We start from the raw sequence: 19,766 nt of genomic DNA on the forward strand, positions 1-19,766 counted from the left end.
CAACTTGGTTAAACACCACTCCAGAATATAGGTGACGTATGAATATTCTCCTCGATGCCATTACAAAATGGGCAAAAACGACACCAGATCGAGTAGCACTTGTCGGCTACGAAGCGAATCAAACCGTTGAACTGACTTACTCTGAATTGTTAAACAAGATCGAACTCGTTGCCGCCGAGCTTATTGCACAGAACATCAAAGCACTCGCGCTACGCGCAGAAAACAGCATCAATTGGGCCATTGTTGATTTGGCGGCGATGGCGGCAGACATAGTCGTCGTACCTATTCCGACTTTTTTCTCTGATGCACAGGTTGAACATACGTTAGAGCAATCACGCGTCGATGCTTTAGTCGGCGATTGGCAAGCATGGTTGGCTTCTAACCCTAAGCAAAGCTTTAATCAGCAAGACCATCCGTTTTCCATTACCAATTTGCCTTTGCTGCGTCGTAACCAGTTGGGAGATGAAGATACACAGGTAGCTTATCTACCAGAAACCGGAAAAATCACATTTACGTCTGGCTCGACTGGTCAGCCTAAAGGTGTGTGTTTAAGCAATGATCATTTGTGTTTGGTGGCGAAATCGCTCGCCGACGCAGTAAACAGCGCGGCGCACTCGCACTTAGTGCTGCTTCCGTTATCGACGCTTCTCGAGAACATAACAGGCGTTTATGTTCCACTCATGTTGGGCGTGACGTCATATATTTTACCCGGAGAACAAACCGGCTTACTCGGTTCAAGCCAATTCGAACCGGGTTTGTTTGCACAAGCATTAGCGACCATCAAACCAGAAAGCTTAGTACTAACACCGGCTTTATTGCTTGCGCTCATTCCCATCGCGAAACAACAGCCCTCTCTTGTAGATTCTCTAAAATTTGTTGCCGTTGGCGGCGCAAGAGTGTCGTCGCAACTGATTAACACCGCGCATGCGCTGAACATCCCTGCGTTTGAAGGTTATGGCTTGTCTGAATGTGGCTCCGTCGTTTGTTTGAATACACCAGCCACATTTAAAGCAGGAACGTGTGGCAAACCGCTTCCGCACACTCAGATTCGTATCGCGGAAGATGGTGAACTGCTCGTCAAAGGCAACGTTGCTCTTGGTTATTTGAATGAGCCGTTTACTCAAGAATGGTTAGCAACTGGCGACTTAGCCCAAATTGACGCGCAAGGTTTTGTCACTCTCTCAGGACGCAAGAAGAACCTTATCGTCACCGCATACGGCAGAAATGTCTCACCGGAATGGATTGAATCAGAAGCGTTGGCGTTTTTGCCGATGACGCCACTAATCGTTACGGGCGATAACCAACAAACATTATGCGCTGTCATTGCCAATAGCGAAGACGTCGAAGCAAAGGTTCATGCATTAAACCGAACCCTACCCGATTACGCTCAAATCCGAACCTTATTGCTGTTTGACAACCCCCGAACCATCTCTGGTTGGTACACGGATAACGGCAAGCTCAAACGAAATCAAATCGAACATGATGTGGCTCAGTTATTAGCGAGCACAACGCCTGAATTAACGCTGCAAGCGCAAAAGATCCAACGCATCGATTTGCCCTTCCAGCAACACATTACGTCTTTCCAAACTGCATCTTAGTTAACGGCTTCTTAAGGAGAAGGTTATGACTTTATTTTTCGAACAACTCAAACAAAGCACTGCCGCTGCTCAACAAGCAATGTTAACTGCGCCAGTCATCGCAGACGTTCAACAAGGCAACATTTCCAAAGATATGTATATCGCATTTCTAACCCAAGCTTACCATCACGTTAAGCACACTGTTCCCTTGCTGATGGCGTGTGGAGGCCGACTATCTGGCGAATACGAATGGGTACGAGATGCCATTGCCGAGTACATCGAGGAAGAGAAAGGCCATCAAGAATGGATTTTAAATGACATCAAAGCGTGCGGCGGCGATGCCGAAGCAGTGCGCAATAACAAAGATGTAGGTCAAGTAGGTGCACCGATTGAACTGATGGTTTCCTACCTTTACCACAACATTGACCGCCACAACCCACTCGCGCTGTTTGGCATGGTGTGGGTATTAGAAGGCACCAGCGTCGGCATTGGTGGCCAAATGGCTGAAAAAATCCAGTCAACGCTAAGCCTACCGCCTTCTGCAATGACTTACCTAGTTTCACACAGCGTGTTAGACCAAGATCATCTGCAATTTTTTGAATCACTGATGAACAAAATCACCAAAGTGGAAGATCAACAAGTCATCATCGACTCCGCAAAAATGGTGTTCGCATTGTACGGACAAATGCTGCGTTCTTTGCCTTCTTTCTCAACCCAACAAGCGGCGTGAGGTGAAGCATGATCATTAACAACAGCACCATTCTCCTGACAGGCGCAACGGGCGGAATTGGGCAAGCCATCGCGCAAGAGTTAGCAAAACGCGGTGCCAGCCTCATTCTTGTTGGGCGAAACGAAGAGAGCTTGCAAACACTACAGCGTGAACTGTCGAATCCAGAGCGCCATAACCTAGTCGTTGCAGACATCACCTCATCAGAAGGATTAACAGCGATTAAAGATCGAGCGCGCCAACATCAAAAAGTGGACGCACTAATTAACAATGCGGGCAGCAACGATTTCTCGTTGTTAAGCCACAAACGACCAACGCAGATTGCAGACGAAATCCAACTCAATCTCGTTGCGCCGATGCTGCTGTGCCAGTCGGCGTTGACGTGGTTAAAGCAGCCTGGGGTGATTCTCAATATAGGTTCCACATTCGGCTCAATTGGCTACCCAGGCTATACGTCCTATTGCGCGGCAAAAGCGGGGTTGCACCGCTTTACCGAATCGCTCGACAGAGAGCTGTTCGCAACCGGAATCCGTGCGCTGTATTTGGCACCAAGGGCGACAGAAACCTCACTCAATAGTGATGCCGTCAATGAAATGAATCGACAACTGGGTAATAAAACGGACTCACCGCAAGTTGTAGCCGATCACGTTGTCACCATGTTGGAAAAAGAAATTTCCGCGAAATGGATTGGTTGGCCAGAAAAGCTTTTTGCGCGCATCAATCAACTGCTTCCAAGCGTGGTTTCTTCTGCGATTCGTAAGCAGCAAGAAACCATTCATCAATACGTAAACCGAGTCAGTCACTGAAGAGGACATGGACGATGAATACCAAACAACTACTTTGCGCTTTGACGATTTGTTCAACGTTAGCTTCGACCGCTGCGTTGGCAGGTAATGCTCCACTGCAACAGGTTCAAAAGAAATGGGCGGAATGTCAGTACAGCACGCCTGACGGTGACGAAAAGGAACAATGCTTCCATCGCGCGATTGCCAAAACCAGTATTTATCTCGACAGAGAACCGGGCAATCCCGAACTCACTGTTTGGCTGGCAATCAATAAAGCATCGCTGGCTGGTGCTCAAGGTGGCTTGGGTGCACTATCACTCGCCAAAGAAGCCAAATCTTTACTCGAAGGGGTAATCGCAACGTCACCGCAAGCGCTTGATGGATCTGCATACACCAGTTTAGGTTCTCTGTATTACAAAGTTCCGGGCTGGCCAATTGGCTTTGGTGATGACGATAAAGCCGAAGAAATGTTGAAAAAAGCGTTAGAGATCAATCCAAAAGGCATCGATCCGAACTATTTTTATGGAGACTTCCTTGCAGAAGAAGGTCGAGACAAGGAAGCGAAAGTGTATTTGACTCGCGCAATGCAGGCGTCACCTCGCCCTGACCGACCTTTGGCTGATAAAGGTCGAAAACTGGAAATTGAAGCGACTCTTGGGAGTTTGAAATAATCCATGCGCTTATTACTCGTAGAAGATGACAAACTACTCGGTCAATCCATGGTGACTTCATTAAGTCGCCATGGGTACACCGTGGATTGGGTGGAAAAAGGCTATGGCGTGACTAGCGCACTCAAAACAGAAGCGTTCACCGCCGTAATATTGGATCTCACTCTCCCCGATATCGATGGATTGGAAGTTCTGCGTAATATTCGCAAAGGCGGATTTAAGCTCCCCGTGATGATACTTACCGCCCGAGACGACATTCGCGATCGCGTTCAAGGCCTTGATGGCGGCGCAGATGATTACCTCGGAAAACCGTTTGCACTCGAAGAGTTGCTCGCTCGCTTGCGTGTGTTGATTCGCCGTCAATCCGGTAGTGCAGAGGAAATCATTCAAGTTGGACAGTTGTCTTTATCCTTATCGGAACAAAGCATTCGCTACGATGACGCGCCGCTTAAACTCACACGCAATGAATTTAAAATCCTCACCAGCTTGATGACGAACGCCGGACGCGTGCAAAGTAAGGAGCAATTGCAACAATCACTACACGGCTGGGATGAAGGTTCAAGCGACAACGCTATCGAAGTTCATATTCACAATTTGCGTAAAAAAGCGCCCAAAGTGGTCATTAAAAATATTCGCGGTGTGGGGTACATTCTTGAAAGATAAGAAGTCGTACTCGATCAAACGTCAGTTAACTCTATCAGTAGGCGTGTTGGTAAGTGTTCTCTTACTCATCTCACTTTATTTCAGTTTCCAATCTGCGAAGCACGAGGTCGAAGAAGTTTATGACGCTAGGCTTGGACAATCCGCAAAATTAATGTTGCTGACGCTCTCAATTTCAACGGAAGAGAGGACTCTCGCTAACCATCGAGAATTATTTAATGAGTGGATGGAAAACATTGAGTCAATGTCAAAGTCTGACGACGACAATGTCACAAAGTTCGGCCACCCTTATGAACAAAACTTGGTTTTTCAATTCTATCGAGACAACACACTGCTCTGGAGCTCTGATCAAACCTTGCACGCGCTCTCTACGTCCTTTGATAATAACGGCTACGCTGATATCGTAAAAGACGCTACACAATGGCGTACATTTCAGATTTCACTGCCACAAACAAAACATGATAATGAATACGTCGTGGTTGCAGAAAAATACAAGATACGTAAAGAGATCATCCACGAAATTGCCCTATCCACATCAATAGAACAATTGCTGATACTACCAACTTTGTTGCTTTTGCTGTTTTGGTTGATCGATAAACATTTCCGACCGATTAACGACCTGCGCACCGCCATCACACAAAGAAACGTACACCGATTAGATCGCATTCATGTAAAAGACAACACCGTTGAACTCGCACCACTTGTCGATTCGCTCAACTCGCTCCTCTCTGAACTAGAGTTAGCCTGGCAAAGAGAGAAACGCTTTACACGTGCTGCAGCGCATGAACTAAAAACCCCACTAACAATCCTTCGTCTTAACGTAGAAAATGCACTTGAAAGTAATGATCCGGAGCAACTGAGAGGAGATTTACACAACATTCTGCAAGGCATTGAACGCACTGACCGCCTTATCCATCAGCTACTGACTTTAGCTAAAGTAGATAGCTTATCAGAACTTGTATTCGACACCGTTGAGCTAACCCCTTTGTTGCAAACCGTTGTTGCTGATTTGGCACCGTTAGCATTGAAGCATAAGCAAGACATCAGTTTATCATCTTCCAACATCGCTATATCCGGTGATCGAATGTTGTTAGAGGTGTTATTTCGTAACCTCGTCGATAATGCGATTCGTTACTCCGGCGAGCACAGTGACATAAAAGTCAGCGTCACAGAGAACAATAATACAATCAAAGTCTTAATTTCCGATACTGGTCCAGAAATCCCGAAAGAAACTCGTGAAAGAATCTTCGAACAGTTTTATCGGGGTCATTCCGAACATGGCGACGGTGCGGGTTTAGGGATGTCAATTTGCAAAGACATTACAGCACTACACCGTGCAACACTTGAGCTCATTCCCAGAGAAAATAGTAGGAATACGTTTGTCGTCACTTTCCCAAAGTGCTAACAAAAGCGATACAGACCATAACCTGTTTAATTTATGTTCTAGCCGAACATGAGCTTCATTCCACACTTACATAGACATACCAACACTTACACTACTCGACCATAAACCCACATTATAATTCACGTTTATTTCACGCTTGCTTTGTTAAAAACAACACAACATAACAATTAAACTATTCGAATAAATATGAAAAACTTATCTAAGGGCTCTGTGTGGGGGCCTTTGCAGCCAATTGCTGCTTTTTCTTTGTTTTCACTTATATTTTTGTCTATCTCACGCGTTTTGCTCGCCTTTTGGCAACTTGATCGAATTGACTCTTTCAACGACTTAATTTACATCCTAGGCCAAGGCTTACGCGTAGACATTGCAACACTGTGCTGGTTATTCATCCTCCCTGCACTGCTTTCTGCCCTAATGCCATTAAACGGCAAGATTGGGCAATGCTGGAAATGGATATTGCGCATATGGATGGTTTTAGGGCTTTGGACTCTCGTGTACATGGAACTGGCAACGGCACCATTCATTCAAGAATATGACCTACGCCCAAACCGTCTGTTTGTGGAATACCTTATCTATCCGAAAGAGGTCATGGGCATGCTTTGGACTGGCTATAAGCTAGAGCTGTTTTTTGGCGCGTTAGGCACGGCATTAACTCTAGTTTTGGGTTGGAAGTGGAGCAAAAAACTGACCGACAATGCACAGCAGATCAACTGGAAGTGGCGCCCACTATTAGCCATTTTTGTTGTGCTTCTTGGTGTTGCAGGCGCACGCTCGTCTTTAGGCCACCGCCCGCTAAACCCTGCCATGGTGGCATTTTCTAACGATCCACTTCTTAACGACTTAGCATTAAACTCATCTTACTCACTGCTGTTTGCTGTCAACAGCATGAAGTCAGAAAAAAGCGCAGAGCAGTTCTACGGCAAGATGGATAATCAAAAGATGTTGGATCTCGTTCGCGCTTCGTCAAAAAAGTCCGACTTTGATCCAACATTACTTCCAACCATGAACAGTAACCCCGCGACTTACCATGGTAAACGTAAGAACTTAGTGATCTTGCTACAAGAGAGCTTAGGAGCGCAATTTGTGGGTTCTTTGGGTGGTCTGCCTCTTACGCCAAACCTGGATGAACTCATGGCTGAAGGTTGGCAGTTCACGCAAATGTACGCAACGGGTACTCGTTCTGTTCGTGGTATCGAAGCCGTAACCACGGGTTTTCCACCATCCCCTTCTCGCGCAGTGGTGAAACTAAGCAAAAGCCAAACAGGCTTCTTTACCATCGCAGACTTACTCAAAGCACAAGGCTATCACACGCAATTTATTTATGGCGGTGAAGCAAACTTCGATAACATGAAAACCTTCTTCTTCGGTAATGGTTTTGATCAAATCGTCGAAGAAGATGATTACAATAACCCAAGCTTTGTTGGCTCTTGGGGGGTCAGTGATGAAGATTTATACAACAAAGCAGACGAAGAGTTTGAACGTCTTTCAAAAAGCGACAAACCTTTTTTCAGCTTAGTTTTTACGTCAAGCAATCACAGTCCTTATGAGTATCCGAAAGGTAAAATTGAGCCATACGATTCCGAACACATGACGCGTAACAACGCGGTGAAATATTCAGATTACGCTTTGGGTACGTTCTTTGACAAAGCGAAAAACTCATCCTACTGGGATGATACTATTTTCATTGTCATTGCAGACCACGATGCCCGCGTGTCTGGCGCTAACTTGGTTCCAGTTAAGCACTTCCACATTCCTGCATTGATCATTGGTAAAGACATTCAACCACGTAAAGATGACCGTATCGCAAACAACATAGATATGCCGCCTACGCTGTTGTCTCTTATTGGCGTAGACGCCAAAACGCCGATGATTGGTCGTGACTTAACGAAACCACTGGCTCGCGAAGATGAACGCGCAATGATGCAATACGACAAAAACTTTGGTTATTTAACGCGTGACAACCTAGTTGTGCTTTCTCCTGGTGAAAAAGTGTCGACCATGGAATACGACTTTGAAAGCCAAACCATGAAACCGCTAGAAGTCGATGAATCCGTTATTGAACGCGCAAAAGCAAACGCATTGTTTGCATCTAAGGCGTATCAAAACAACTGGTACGCTTCGAAATGTACCAACTAATATCTGCTGATTCAGTTAAAAAGGAGCCAAATGGCTCCTTTTCTTTATTCTGTAAGACTCTTCACTCTTAGAGTACATGGAGGAACGCACACTTTGTATCTAGAAAATCATAGTCATATGTAGAGCATGAACTTTTCAGGATTGTGTTCGATGACTAAGGCCAACACGTAAACAACGAGGCTTGTTGATATCAAGCCAAACAGAAAACTGACCCGAAATACCATCGTTGTTATCGTGATAAAACCATAGGCAAATACACCACTATTAATCATAGCGTACAAATTATCCAGACCAAAACTTGGTAAGGGTGCGCTAATAAATAGGAGTGAAAACATCATAATATTTGAAATTTTTTTAACCCAACTTGGTTTTTGTAGATAAAAACCCGAAATAGAAAAGGACAACAACAGCAATGGCACTAACCCATAATAAGTAAATTTGTAATATGGCGTAATCCAATCTGAACTCTGGTTTAAGAATAGTATTATGCAAGTAACAATGGTCGATGATAACGCTAAAGAAAAACACTTTGTTCCTTTGTAAGGTTTGTCTTCAAAGTTAAATAACCTAAAAATTCCCACTGCAATACCAAGAACAACCCATGCAAATGTCACTAGCTGTAAAAATGCGATCTCTTCGCGGATGGCAAAAAAGCCAAAGTAAATAGCATGATAAAAAGACCAAACCATACCAATTGGTAAACCCAAAGAGAGTTTTTCTAGGAGAATTTCTGACTGCTCTTCGTAATGAATAGTCCACCATACTAGTGCGACATAAGCGAGCAACACACCAAAAATGACAACATATTGCGCTTCTGAGATACTGATAATCATTGGAACTAAGGCTAGGGTTAAGCCAATGATAACAAATAGAATCTGGTAACAAATCGCGGGTAATGTGCAAATAAGTCGCCAAAATACCCTACCGATATCTTGAAGAAGTTCGTAGGTTTGAGCGATAAAATAAGCAACAGCAGCGATAAGAAGCAACACTCCACATAGTTTCATCAAGTTAACTAAGTTAAATAGTTTCACCCAGTCACTGCTTTCTTCGGCTTGCTTCAGTTCTTTTTGAGCGTCATCAATGTGAGCGAGTTTCAATAAAGCATTTTTTCTGTCTTCATTTTCGAGAAAGTGTCCAAACTCTTGGCTTGCTTCACTCTCCGTTATCACTCCATTTTTGTAAAGAAGATAGATAGTTGAAAGGCTCACTCTTTCTATTTCTGTAAGATCACGAATTTTTTCTTTATTATTAATTTCATTGATAGCTAAAATTTGACTTTCTTTCTTTTCTATATTTTTTGCTGAAATACTTAATGAACATGTAACACAAAAAATAATAATTAACAGTAAACTAATCGTTTTACACATATGAACGGGATTGCTTTTGACAAGGAAATGTCAAGAAGATAAATGGAATCAAATACAAAGCAAACGATATGTTCATATGCTCGATCCTGAGCCAATAAAATTGAAAGTGATACTTCTCACTATTTCAAACAAGGTACTTTAACTTGGTCTACTGACAAAACCTGTCTTAGCCTTCCGTTAGATTCAACCTCATACTTCTAGTAAATTGAGAAACAGACCATGCTAACTATCAATTCATTCGTTCTCTATGTTGAGGACATCCAAGTAAGCCAAGCTTTTTACTCGAAACTGTTTGATTGTGAGGTCACGTTTTTGTCTCCAACATTTGCTTCTATGCCACTCGCAAATGGCTTAAAACTGACACTCAAGCAAAGTGATGTTCTTTCCCCTTCCAGCGACATCAAAGGTGGTGGCACCGAGTTATCATTTGCAGTGCGCAACCGCCATACGTTAGAGCACGTTTACAACAGTTGGAAAAACATGGGCGTTGAGTTTGCTCAACCACCAATGACTTCGGTGTATGGCTTAAATTTTGTGGCTACCGATCCGGATAAACATCGCATTCGCGTTTTCATTAGTGAATAAAAATGCGTTAAAAATGCTTTTTACCCATTCCCAATGTGACTTCAATAAATTAGACTCAGGGAAACATCAAAAGCTGCGTTGTATATAAGAAGGAATGCCCATGAGCTCAAGTATGATCCTTAGCGAATCTCTAATCGAGAGTGGAAGAGATATCCCCCTCAAAGAACTGCTTTATGCAAAGCGCGTGCTGGATAACTACATGGCAGTAGCAAAAGAGAGCAGCCCACTTGAGCTGTTGACAGAGATGAAATCGGCAGCAAAGCAAGTGGAATACTTTACCACTACGAGTAACCCGTGTGAGGCTCGTAATGTCATCAGTCAGATGATTGAAAAAATCGACACCGCGGAATCTTTTGAGTCGTTCAAGGCTTTAGCAGGCAAGCCCTCACTAGCTCTCAATGAACTGATTGAAGATCGCGCCCAACTGATTAAACATGAGCGAGAATTGCTGCTTGCTTCAGGCTATGACGCCTCGCGTATCTAAGAATAAACGCTAGCTCCCGAGTTTAAAGCTAGCAACGAAAAAGGAGCTCTTAAAGAGCTCCTTTTACTTTCCAAAATCAGGTATAAAAGATCTAGAGGCCGATATCTTCAGTTATTGCTTTGATTTGCTTGAGATCCATTTTATAAACTTCAATCATTTGATCGACCTGACTTAGTCGTGAATTGGCTTCATCGTGTTTATCACACGCGTCCGATTTCACGTCCCAAGATTTACCTTCCAAAAATACATCACACTCTTTTTTGAGTTTCTCGATCTTAGGCAATAATTTCGCCCTTTCTTTCTCTAGAGACTCCAATTCTTGCGAAATTTTCAGCTCTTTTTGAAACACCTCGCGCGATCGTTCAAAGATAGTCGCTTGCATATCCGCTTGACGACTCAACTTCTCATTTTCCGACTTCGTCGTATTGATCTTATCTGCCTGTTGTTTCAATTGAGACTCTAGCGACAAGTTAACTTTCTCGACCTCAGTCAATTGCTTTTGTAACTTCTTAAGCGCTTTCTCGTGCGCTTCATCTTTCGCAACGAGCAGTTCAGTGACTTTATCTTGTATTTCTTGGTCGAGCGCTTCTTCGCGCACTTTTACTTGAGACACCAACTGCGTTTTATCTTGCGTCAACGCTTGGTATTTTTCTTCTAGCACATGATAAGTCGATTCCCACTTGTTCGCAGTGACAATCGATCCAACAAGGCCACCAAATGCCAAGCCTAATACCGCAGCAATCGCGATATAGATATGAGTACGTTTGTCACGCTCTTCAATGACAACAACGTCGTCTTGTTCTTCCATCTTGTTCTGAGAACTCACCGTATACTACTCCAAGGACTCTTTTACTTTGCTAGCGGATCAATTCCGCAAACATAATCGATGCTGTATAAATCAGAAAGGCGCCAATTAATGTTATAACGGTCGCTTTTTGGACTTTTTCATTGGTTCGATAACGAAACAGCACAAATGCTACTGCAATCAACACCGCAATGGCTAATAATCTGGTCATACCGCCTCCTTGTCCACTCATGAAAAACTGCCTAGGTCCATAGACGGTTTCACAAAGATTTATTGTAACTCATTTATACGCCCCATAAGGTCAACTTAGCGTAGATTTTAAAATAAGTGCTTCGATTTTAATCAAATTTGTGTTCTCAATTGAATAACTTATGCCGTAATAATCGAAACACATTTATCGTTCTGAAGTGTGTTCTTGGTTCTATTCCCTAGCCCAATAAGTTTTGTTTTTGCAGTTACTCACACAAAAAACTTGGGTAAACATAGCTTCGTGAAAATAAGTGGGGTTATTTCGTTGAAAATAAATTGACATAGGGTGTTGAAATGGACCAAAAACATGATAGAGTTCACACGTTAATGATGACCAGCATCATTAACTAACCTTTACTCATTTAATTGAGTAATTGTTCCGATGAAGACTGCAGGAGAGTGGTTATTAATCAAATTTTAACATTTGATTAGCATAACTCGCCGAAGAATTAACTATTTCAGGTGCTACCTAGGTAGCGGGGACTGTAGTTGGAGGAACCTCTGGAGAGAACCGTTAAATCGGTCGCCGAAGGAGCAAGTCTTGCACTCACGCAAGGTGAAACTCTCAGGCAAAAGGACAGAGGAGTGGAAAGTTACAACCTAACTATTTTGCTTGGCCTTCCCGCCTACAACCAATAGCTTAGTTCTTTTAGAGATCGTTGATCTCGTCCTTTCCCTCTTCTCCTTATTAGTTGTTTTATTAAGGGGAAATCATGAACGACCTACAATCTTTACTACAAACCATCGATAATTTTGTCTGGGGTCCACCACTGCTTATTTTGCTAGTGGGTACCGGTGTTTACTTCACTTTTAGCCTCGGCTTGATCCAGTTTAAACATCTCCCAACAGCGCTAGCGATGGTATTCAGTAAAGATAAGTCATCTGATAAACAAGGTGACGTTTCTAGCTTTGCAGCACTTTGTACTGCGCTCTCAGCAACGATTGGTACTGGTAACATTGTTGGTGTTGCCACCGCGATCAAACTTGGTGGACCAGGTGCCCTATTCTGGATGTGGCTCGCCGCCCTTTTCGGAATGGCGACTAAATACGCCGAATGTTTGTTAGCGGTTAAATACCGAAGAGTAGATGATAAAGGCCAAATGATTGGTGGCCCAATGTACTATCTGCAATACGGTGTTGGCTCAAAAGCCCTCGCGATCATGTTTGCAGTGTTTGCTTTGGGTGTTGCTTGTTTTGGTATTGGTACGTTTCCACAAGTAAACGCGATTCTGGATGCAAGTGAGATATCTCTCGGTGTTGACCGTGAGCTCTCTGCCTTTGTACTGACTCTTTTGGTTGCTTTCGTAACTTTGGGTGGCATCAAATCCATTGCTAACGTTGCAGGAAAAGTGGTTCCTACCATGGCTGTATTTTACGTGTTGGCGTGTTTAAGCGTGATCATCATGAATGCAGACCAATTGTTCAACGCCGTTGAATTAGTGTTGGTATCAGCATTTACATCAACAGCAGCGACTGGCGGTTTCTTAGGTGCAAGTATCATGCTGGCGATCCAATCAGGTATCGCTCGTGGCGTATTCTCAAACGAATCTGGTTTGGGTAGCGCGCCTATGGCAGCAGCGGCAGCGAAAACAGACTCTTGTGTGAAACAAGGCCTGATTTCAATGACAGGTACCTTCTTTGATACCATCATTATTTGTACCATGACGGGCCTAGCCTTGATCCTTACTGGCGCATGGCAAAGCGACTTTTCTGGTGCAGCAATGACGACTCATGCCTTTGCGGTAGGTTTGAATGCGGATACATTTGGCCCAATGCTGGTGTCAATTGGTTTGATGTTTTTTGCATTCACAACCATTCTTGGATGGAACTACTACGGTGAGCGTTGCGTTGTGTTCCTCTTTGGTACAAAAGCGGTGCTTCCTTATAAGCTGATTTTCGTTGGTTTGGTGGCATCAGGCGCGTTCCTCCATCTAGACATGATTTGGCTACTCGCCGATATCGTAAATGGTCTGATGGCGATTCCTAACCTAATCGGTTTGATCGCACTGCGTCACGTCGTGCTGGCAGAAACCAAGCTGTTCTTTAGCTCAGCATCGCAATCTGATGAAATTGAAGCAGTAAAAGCTTAGTGACATGACAAGTGTTCAGTAATGAACCGTCAATCGCTGAAAGTAAATTGGAAATGGTAAAAAACATAAAGCCCGCTGGTATTCAGCGGGCTTTATTTTATCTTAAGCTAGGCGGTTAATCTCTCAACCATTGATGCTCAACCTTTTCTCCACGTTCTTGAAAAAACTTCGCATTTTTTTGCTTGAATTGATCCGACTTCAGCTCTGATAGAGGCCAGTCTGAAAACGCCTCTGTTACGAACGAATCTCCAACCCCAACTTCAATCGATTCAAGATGCTTCCCGATGTAGCGATAAAAGTAGCTCTGCCCCAGTGCATCACAAACCATCGGCACATGTCTCATGCGTTGATGGTTGACGGATACTGAAGCCCAAGTTGTCGTTTTAGGTTCGCAGCTTTGCTCTTTTACAACATCAACTTCAAATTTATTGTCCATTGTTGTCGAGACAAAAACGACAATACCGTCATTCATATACACACGTCGAAGTAATAGCTGTTTCGTATCTTGAGTTCGCGTCTGTTGTATTCCATTGGAAAATGGCTCGAAATAGCCCCAGTGCCAAGACCAGGTCATGCCACGTTGCGCAAACTGTACCTGTGGCCATGTCTGCCAAACAATGGCACCAACCACGCCAGTAATAAACACAACGAGCAATATCAAAAGGTGGTAAATATTGCGCATTACACGGGCTTTTCAATCAATAACTTTACGCCAAGTGCGACTAAGACAGCGCCCGTCGCTCCTTCCATCCACTTCATAAAGCTTGCATTCTTTAACAGGCTCTTAGCTGAGTTAAGTGCGCCAGCCAAACCACACTGCCAAACCATCGCAATAATAAAGTGCACGGATGCCATCATCATTGATTGAAGCAAAGGAGAACCTTCTGGATTCACAAACTGTGGCAAGAACGCCAAGTAAAAAACTGCCGTTTTTGGGTTCAAGACGTTAGAAAGAAAGCCCTCTCTAAAAGAGCGTTTGCCATTAAACACTTCATGAACCTGCTCAGTCACTGACAAACCATTCTTCGACGACATCAGGGCTTTTAAACTGCTCAGACCAAGCCAAATAAGATAAGCTGCACCAATCATTTTTACGATTTGGAACAACTCTGCAGATTGCGCCAGAATGGCCGAAATACCAACCGCTGAAAAGAAAGCATGCACAAATAAGCCAAAGCAAATCCCTAAACTGGTTGTACATCCGTCTTTTAAACCCGCGCGACTGGTATTACGGATAACAAGGGCCGTATCTAAACCCGGCGTTAGCGTTAAAATAGTGATGGCAATAATAAATGCCTCAAAATTCAAGATATCCATATTATCGTGATAATTAATTGTTAATCCGTCATCAATACCGTCAATCCACGAGATTCGCAAGCTTCTTTTTTAAGAGAGCTATACAACTGAGTGAATTTATGGACAATGAGTGACGATTAATTGTTAATTATTAGTAAATTAACGCAGGTTGTTTCGTGCAACTCGACGTAAAGGACCCGTTATCAGGTGTTTAGGGAAAGAACAAAAGAATAAGAGTAGTCACATGAAAGCATTTACAAAACTCATTGAACATTCCAAAAAAGTGGCAAATTTTGAGCACCTCTCTGCCATCATAGGTTGGGACCAAGCAGCGGTCATGCCATCTGGTGGCGCTGAAGCGCGCTCCAATGCTATGGCAGAGCTTGATGTACACGTCCACTCATTGATGACTCAGCCACACTTGGGCGAGCTTTTCGCTCAGGCAGAAGAAGAGACGCTATCTGCAAGTGAAAAGTCCATCCTACGAGAAATGAAACGTGAATGGCAACAAGCTAACTTGCTACCAGAATCATTAGTTCAAGCTCAATCTCTTGCTGGCTCCAAATGTGAACATGCATGGCGTACGCAACGCGGAGAAAATGACTGGTCTGGCTTTGAAAAGAACTGGGCAGAAGTCGTCAAGCTATCGCAAGAAGAAGCGCAAATTAGAGCCGAAGCAAACGGCACAACGCCTTACGATGCCATGCTAGATATTTATGAACCAGGCACAACGTCTGCATCGTTAGACACGCTTTTTGCTGACGTAAAAACGTGGCTACCTTCCTTGATAGACGAAGCGCTTGAAAAACAGCAATCAGACAACATCTTATTGCCAACTGCGCACTACCCTGCGGAAAAACAAAAAGCGCTGGGACTGGAAGTCATGAAGCTACTTCAATTCGATTTTGAACACGGTCGGCTTGATGAAAGTGTCCACCCATTTTGTGGCGGTGTGCCAACAGATGTGCGTATTACAACACGTTATGATGAAAGCGAGTTTGTCCAATCATTAATGGGGATCGTCCACGAAACTGGCCATGCCCGATACGAGCAAGGGCTACCAAAAAATTTAGCAGGAACGCCAGCTGGTCAAGCCCGCTCTATGGGAATTCATGAGTCACAGTCGCTCTTCTTTGAAATGCAAATAGGACGAAACAACGCATTTATCGACCACCTTGCTCACATGGCTTCCAAGCATTTTTCTGGGGATGAATTTGAAAAAGACAATCTAGCCAAAATCTACACTCGAGTAGAGAAAGGCTTTATTCGCGTAGATGCGGACGAATTAACATACCCTGCCCACGTTATTCTTCGATATGAGATTGAACGTGATCTTATGAACGGTGCCATCAAGCATACAGACGTACCAGAGCTCTGGAACGAAAAAATGAAAGCGTATTTGGGGCTCTCAACGGAAGGGAATTTCAAAAATGGTTGTATGCAGGACATTCATTGGACGGATGGAAGTTTTGGATATTTCCCGTCTTACACTCTCGGTGCGATGTACGCAGCCCAGTTCATGGCCGCAATGAAGCAAACAGTAGATGTGGACGCGGTTATTCGCTCTGGCGATCTGACGCCGATATTCGATTGGCTGTCGAAGAACATCTGGAGTAAAGGCAGCTTATTAACAACGGATGATCTCGTAAGAGAAGCAACGGGTGAAACACTAAATGCTAAGCACTTCCAAGCGCACCTAAAAGGCCGCTACCTGTAAATAGAAAAAGAATAGAACGTAAAAGCCCAAGGTTCGTATGTTCCTTGGGCTTTTTTAAGCTCTTTCTATGCTATGCCAAGCTAGGGATAAGTCTAGGCTTGTACAAACAATCCTCGCCTTCAGGTCTGGTTTTAAACCGACGGTGAAGCCACATATATTGGCTCGGACTTGCCATGATTGACGTTTCAACTATCTTATTCACGAAAACTGCCGCACCTTGAGGATCTTCTTTCGGGAAACCGTCGACTGGCGCACTAATCGTCAAGGTATAGTGTCCGTCCTTTCCTCTTACCATCGTAAAAGGCACGATGGCACAATCTGTCGAATCAACCAGCAGACTTGTACCTGTCGTCGTGCAAGCATTTTTAACGGCAAATAATGGCGCAAACGTTGAGCGTCGGTTTCCATAATCATGATCCGGTGCATACCAGACCCGCTCACCCGTTCTAAGCGCTTCAAGCATGGCTTTAACGTTCTTGCGATCAATAAGCGTACGATTAGAGCGAGAACGACCCTTGTATTGAAAGTAATCAAAACAAGGATTGTTGTTTGGACGATAAACACCAGTTCCAGACTTTTTAATGCCAAAAGCACGAGCACCTAACTCTAAGTTCATCGAGTGTACGGCCAACATTAATGCCCCCTTGCCTGATTTTTCTAAAGCCTCGAGGTGCTCCATTCCTTTTATCGTAACGTGTTTGTTTACCCGTTTATCAGACCAAAACCATGCCATCGCGGTCTCAAATAGCGCAATACCTGTATTGTCGATATTGTCTTTTAAAATTGCTTCGCGTTGGCATTCTTCCATCTGAGGAAAGCAAAGTTCAAGATTGCGCCTAATCGTAACTTGACGTTTTTTCATGATTCGCATAGCTAAACGGCCAATGCCACGTCCTAATGCTAACTGAACTTTGAAAGGAAGGAGACTGAGTAAGTACATCACGCTGATGATAATTAAGGTTCCCCAGTAACGAGGCAAAAGAAATTCAGCCTTGAATTCAGGCTTTTGGTATTTATTCATGTGAGTATTGTCAGATGTGCCCATCTATAAGTGATAAAAACAATGATAATGGACTGCACTTTTATCATTGATAGCGCTAATAACATAAATTAAAGCGCGCGGATTCTATGGTTCTTCGACACACTACACAATAAGAACTTTGCAGAAATATGTAGGGGGATGAAAAAGCAGCAAAGATGAATCACCACGTTAACATCGATTGGAGTGATTAATCTACCGCACTTTCATAAAGTTTGGACAAACATAACTTTGTGTTTTCAATGCGCTAGATAATGGTGTTTTTTTAACCCCATAATGCAGCTATCATGAAAATAACAATAAACATGATAATCATTACCCTGAACAAGTAAGACAACTTTCCGGTGCCACCTTTTGGCGCTTGGTTACAGCATCCCATTGTGTTTCTCCATCGTTTCATTTCGATATGGCATTAATGTACTCCTTGACCTTAGAGGAAAGTCAAACCTTTACCCAAAGGTTCTAATTCACCGCTATAAGTGTTTATTTATCCGACATATCACTCGTTTATATCCCAAAGAAATAAAGCGCGTTGTTTTCAGCTCATTTTCGGATAAATACATACCGTTTTTCGCTATATACCCACTATTTATGAGGAATCTACAATACGCGAGTCTTACTTGTAGCACGCTACTTTTACAACCTAGAAGTTGTGCGCTCATCCATTAAAGGTATCGAATGAGCAATATCGTTAAATCCGCCGTTAAATTGAGTGTTTTTTCTATCATCATGATCACCGTAACTTCGGTCGACAGCATAAGGAACATTCCTGGGGCGGCTTTGTTTGGTAGCCATGCCATCTCTTTCTTCTTACTTGCTGGACTCTGTTTTTTTGTCCCTACAGCGCTAGTGTGTGCTGAGCTAAGTACCACTTATCCAGAGCAAGGTGGTGTATATCTTTGGGGCAAAGAAACACTAGGGCCAAACTTTGGCTTTGCCACCGTGTGGTATCAATACGCTGAAAATATTGTTTACTATCCACCTTTAATTTCATTCATTGTTGCAACGGGGGCCTACCCTTTTTTCCCAGACCTGGCGCAAAACAACATGTTTATGTTGGTGATGATTAATGTAATTTTTTGGGCGTTAACTTTAGTTAATATCTTTGGCTTGCGCCTCTCTTCCCTGATTACAAATGTATTCGGCACCCTAGGTTTGATATTTCCGATTCTATTGATTATCGGATTAGGCGGGTACTGGGCGTATACCCACCCTAGTGAGTCTCATATCTCGCTTCGCCACGTATCTGACTGGTTACCGGATCTTTCTCAAGATGGGATCGGAGCTGGTTTTACTGCGGTAGTTCTGTCACTTACAGGCCTTGAAATCACGACCTCTTATGCAAGCGAAGTCGAAAATCCGCAAAAAGCCTATCCCAAAGCTCTGCTGATCTCCACAATCTTAATCTTGGTTTCTCTGACGGCGTGCTCACTGTCTATTTCTTCGGTCGTCTCAAGTGACCATTCTAGTTTGAGTGAAGGAGTGATACTTGCCTTCAAAGCTTTTTTTGATGATCTGCACCTCTCATTCCTGCTGCCTGTCATTGCCCTTGCTATTGTTTTTGGCACGCTTGCAAGCCTGAATAACTGGATAATCGCCCCAACTAAAAGTCTGCATGTTGCCGCAAAAGATAGTTTCATGCCGATGTCGCTCGCCAAAGAAAACCGCAACCAAGCCCCCGTCTCATTGTTGCTCTTGCAAGGCACGATTGTTAGCGTGCTCTCTTTGGTTTTCATTTTTGTTCCTAACGTCAATCAAGGCATGTGGTTATTGAATATCCTGATGACTCAGCTCTATATGGTGATGTACATCTGTATTTTTGTTAGCTTTTTGGTCTCACGCTACAAACACGCAGATATTGAGCGCCCATTTCGAGTTTCGGGCGGAAAAATAGGAATGTGTTTAGTGGCTGGGTTAGGCTTGATGAGTTGCTTGGTGACGATTGTTGTATCTTTTGACGTGCCAGCAGGAATTAGCGCAAAAACTGGTGCATATGTACTGATATTAGGATTTATCACATTTAGCCTCCCAGCGTTCGCCGCCGTGATGTATCGCAATCGAAAACATCGTCAACAAAGCAAAATGCTTGAGGTACTAGTAAGTTAACTATTGGATTGACATTAAAAAGCCGCAGCAATTTCTCGCTACGGCTTTTTATTTGGCATCACAAGTT

18 protein-coding genes and 1 riboswitch are annotated in these 19,766 nt (G+C 43.6%); of the genes, 12 read left to right on the top strand and 6 right to left on the bottom strand.

What is annotated here, in order from left to right:
* Positions 1 to 38 precede the first annotated feature (38 nt).
* The 7 genes from VEA_RS10345 (at position 39) to VEA_RS10375 (ending at position 7,958) form a co-directional block, all read left to right on the top strand.
* Positions 39 to 1,598, top strand: coding sequence for an AMP-binding protein (locus tag VEA_RS10345; RefSeq protein WP_006741596.1), 1,560 nt, complete (start codon positions 39 to 41; stop codon positions 1,596 to 1,598).
* 25 nt (positions 1,599 to 1,623) lie between these two features.
* Positions 1,624 to 2,307 (top strand): iron-containing redox enzyme family protein, encoded by a 684-nt coding sequence (locus tag VEA_RS10350; RefSeq protein WP_006741597.1) that lies wholly within the window; start codon positions 1,624 to 1,626, stop codon positions 2,305 to 2,307.
* Positions 2,308 to 2,315: 8 nt separating this feature from the next.
* Positions 2,316 to 3,110: an SDR family oxidoreductase gene (locus VEA_RS10355; protein ID WP_006741598.1), complete on the top strand. Its 795-nt coding sequence runs from the start codon at positions 2,316 to 2,318 to the stop codon at positions 3,108 to 3,110.
* A gap of 14 nt (positions 3,111 to 3,124) precedes the next feature.
* A complete protein-coding gene (locus VEA_RS10360) occupies positions 3,125 to 3,760 on the top strand; it encodes a tetratricopeptide repeat protein (RefSeq protein ID WP_006741599.1) in 636 nt (211 codons plus the stop codon).
* 3 nt (positions 3,761 to 3,763) lie between these two features.
* Complete coding sequence (locus VEA_RS10365; protein WP_006741600.1) at positions 3,764 to 4,420, top strand: response regulator; 657 nt, start codon at positions 3,764 to 3,766, stop codon at positions 4,418 to 4,420.
* On the top strand, positions 4,410 to 5,822 hold the full coding sequence (locus VEA_RS10370; protein ID WP_043884574.1) for a sensor histidine kinase: 1,413 nt from the start codon (positions 4,410 to 4,412) through the stop codon (positions 5,820 to 5,822). Before VEA_RS10365 ends, VEA_RS10370 begins: the two co-directional genes overlap by 11 nt.
* 186 nt (positions 5,823 to 6,008) lie before the next feature.
* The gene (locus tag VEA_RS10375) at positions 6,009 to 7,958 is read left to right on the top strand and encodes an LTA synthase family protein (protein WP_006741602.1); all 1,950 of its coding nucleotides are present in this window, start codon (positions 6,009 to 6,011) and stop codon (positions 7,956 to 7,958) included.
* Positions 7,959 to 8,071: 113 nt separating this feature from the next.
* Here VEA_RS10375 and VEA_RS10380 read toward each other — a convergent pair whose 3' ends face one another.
* Positions 8,072 to 9,328 carry a hypothetical protein gene (locus VEA_RS10380; RefSeq protein ID WP_006741603.1) on the bottom strand — a complete coding sequence of 419 codons (1,257 nt, stop codon included), beginning with the start codon at positions 9,326 to 9,328 and terminating at the stop codon, positions 8,072 to 8,074.
* 219 nt (positions 9,329 to 9,547) lie between these two features.
* Between VEA_RS10380 and VEA_RS10385 the strand changes: the two genes are divergently transcribed.
* Complete coding sequence (locus tag VEA_RS10385) at positions 9,548 to 9,913, top strand: VOC family protein (RefSeq protein ID WP_012841881.1); 366 nt, start codon at positions 9,548 to 9,550, stop codon at positions 9,911 to 9,913.
* Between the two features lie 100 nt (positions 9,914 to 10,013).
* Complete coding sequence (locus VEA_RS10390; RefSeq protein WP_012841882.1) at positions 10,014 to 10,397, top strand: hypothetical protein; 384 nt, start codon at positions 10,014 to 10,016, stop codon at positions 10,395 to 10,397.
* Between the two features lie 91 nt (positions 10,398 to 10,488).
* Here the strand turns inward: VEA_RS10390 and VEA_RS10395 are convergent, their stop codons facing one another.
* Both VEA_RS10395 and VEA_RS23930 read right to left on the bottom strand, forming a co-directional pair.
* On the bottom strand, positions 10,489 to 11,223 hold the full coding sequence (locus VEA_RS10395) for a hypothetical protein (RefSeq protein WP_012841883.1): 735 nt from the start codon (positions 11,221 to 11,223) through the stop codon (positions 10,489 to 10,491).
* 31 nt (positions 11,224 to 11,254) lie between these two features.
* Entirely contained in the window at positions 11,255 to 11,413 is a 159-nt protein-coding gene (locus VEA_RS23930) for a hypothetical protein (protein WP_005377784.1), read from the bottom strand.
* A gap of 529 nt (positions 11,414 to 11,942) precedes the next feature.
* A riboswitch (glycine riboswitch) is annotated at positions 11,943 to 12,042 on the top strand.
* A gap of 122 nt (positions 12,043 to 12,164) precedes the next feature.
* Here VEA_RS23930 and VEA_RS10405 point away from each other — a divergent pair.
* Entirely contained in the window at positions 12,165 to 13,541 is a 1,377-nt protein-coding gene (locus VEA_RS10405; protein ID WP_006741605.1) for an alanine/glycine:cation symporter family protein, read from the top strand.
* A gap of 115 nt (positions 13,542 to 13,656) precedes the next feature.
* Here the strand turns inward: VEA_RS10405 and VEA_RS10410 are convergent, their stop codons facing one another.
* Both VEA_RS10410 and VEA_RS10415 read right to left on the bottom strand, forming a co-directional pair.
* Complete coding sequence (locus VEA_RS10410) at positions 13,657 to 14,223, bottom strand: hypothetical protein (protein ID WP_005393418.1); 567 nt, start codon at positions 14,221 to 14,223, stop codon at positions 13,657 to 13,659.
* Entirely contained in the window at positions 14,223 to 14,858 is a 636-nt protein-coding gene (locus VEA_RS10415; protein WP_005393419.1) for a LysE family translocator, read from the bottom strand. The genes VEA_RS10410 and VEA_RS10415 overlap by 1 nt, the downstream gene beginning before the upstream one ends.
* A gap of 223 nt (positions 14,859 to 15,081) precedes the next feature.
* Between VEA_RS10415 and VEA_RS10420 the strand changes: the two genes are divergently transcribed.
* The gene (locus tag VEA_RS10420) at positions 15,082 to 16,554 is read left to right on the top strand and encodes a carboxypeptidase M32 (RefSeq protein WP_012841884.1); all 1,473 of its coding nucleotides are present in this window, start codon (positions 15,082 to 15,084) and stop codon (positions 16,552 to 16,554) included.
* Between the two features lie 70 nt (positions 16,555 to 16,624).
* On the opposite strand, the gene VEA_RS10425 is transcribed toward VEA_RS10420, so the two are convergent.
* Positions 16,625 to 17,575 (bottom strand): LpxL/LpxP family Kdo(2)-lipid IV(A) lauroyl/palmitoleoyl acyltransferase, encoded by a 951-nt coding sequence (locus VEA_RS10425; protein ID WP_041853039.1) that lies wholly within the window; start codon positions 17,573 to 17,575, stop codon positions 16,625 to 16,627.
* Positions 17,576 to 18,271: 696 nt separating this feature from the next.
* Here VEA_RS10425 and VEA_RS10435 point away from each other — a divergent pair.
* Complete coding sequence (locus tag VEA_RS10435) at positions 18,272 to 19,699, top strand: APC family permease (protein WP_006741609.1); 1,428 nt, start codon at positions 18,272 to 18,274, stop codon at positions 19,697 to 19,699.
* Positions 19,700 to 19,766 lie beyond the last annotated feature (67 nt).

Origin of the sequence: Vibrio antiquarius (assembly GCF_000024825.1) — a bacterium.
GTDB lineage: Bacteria > Pseudomonadota > Gammaproteobacteria > Enterobacterales > Vibrionaceae > Vibrio > Vibrio diabolicus.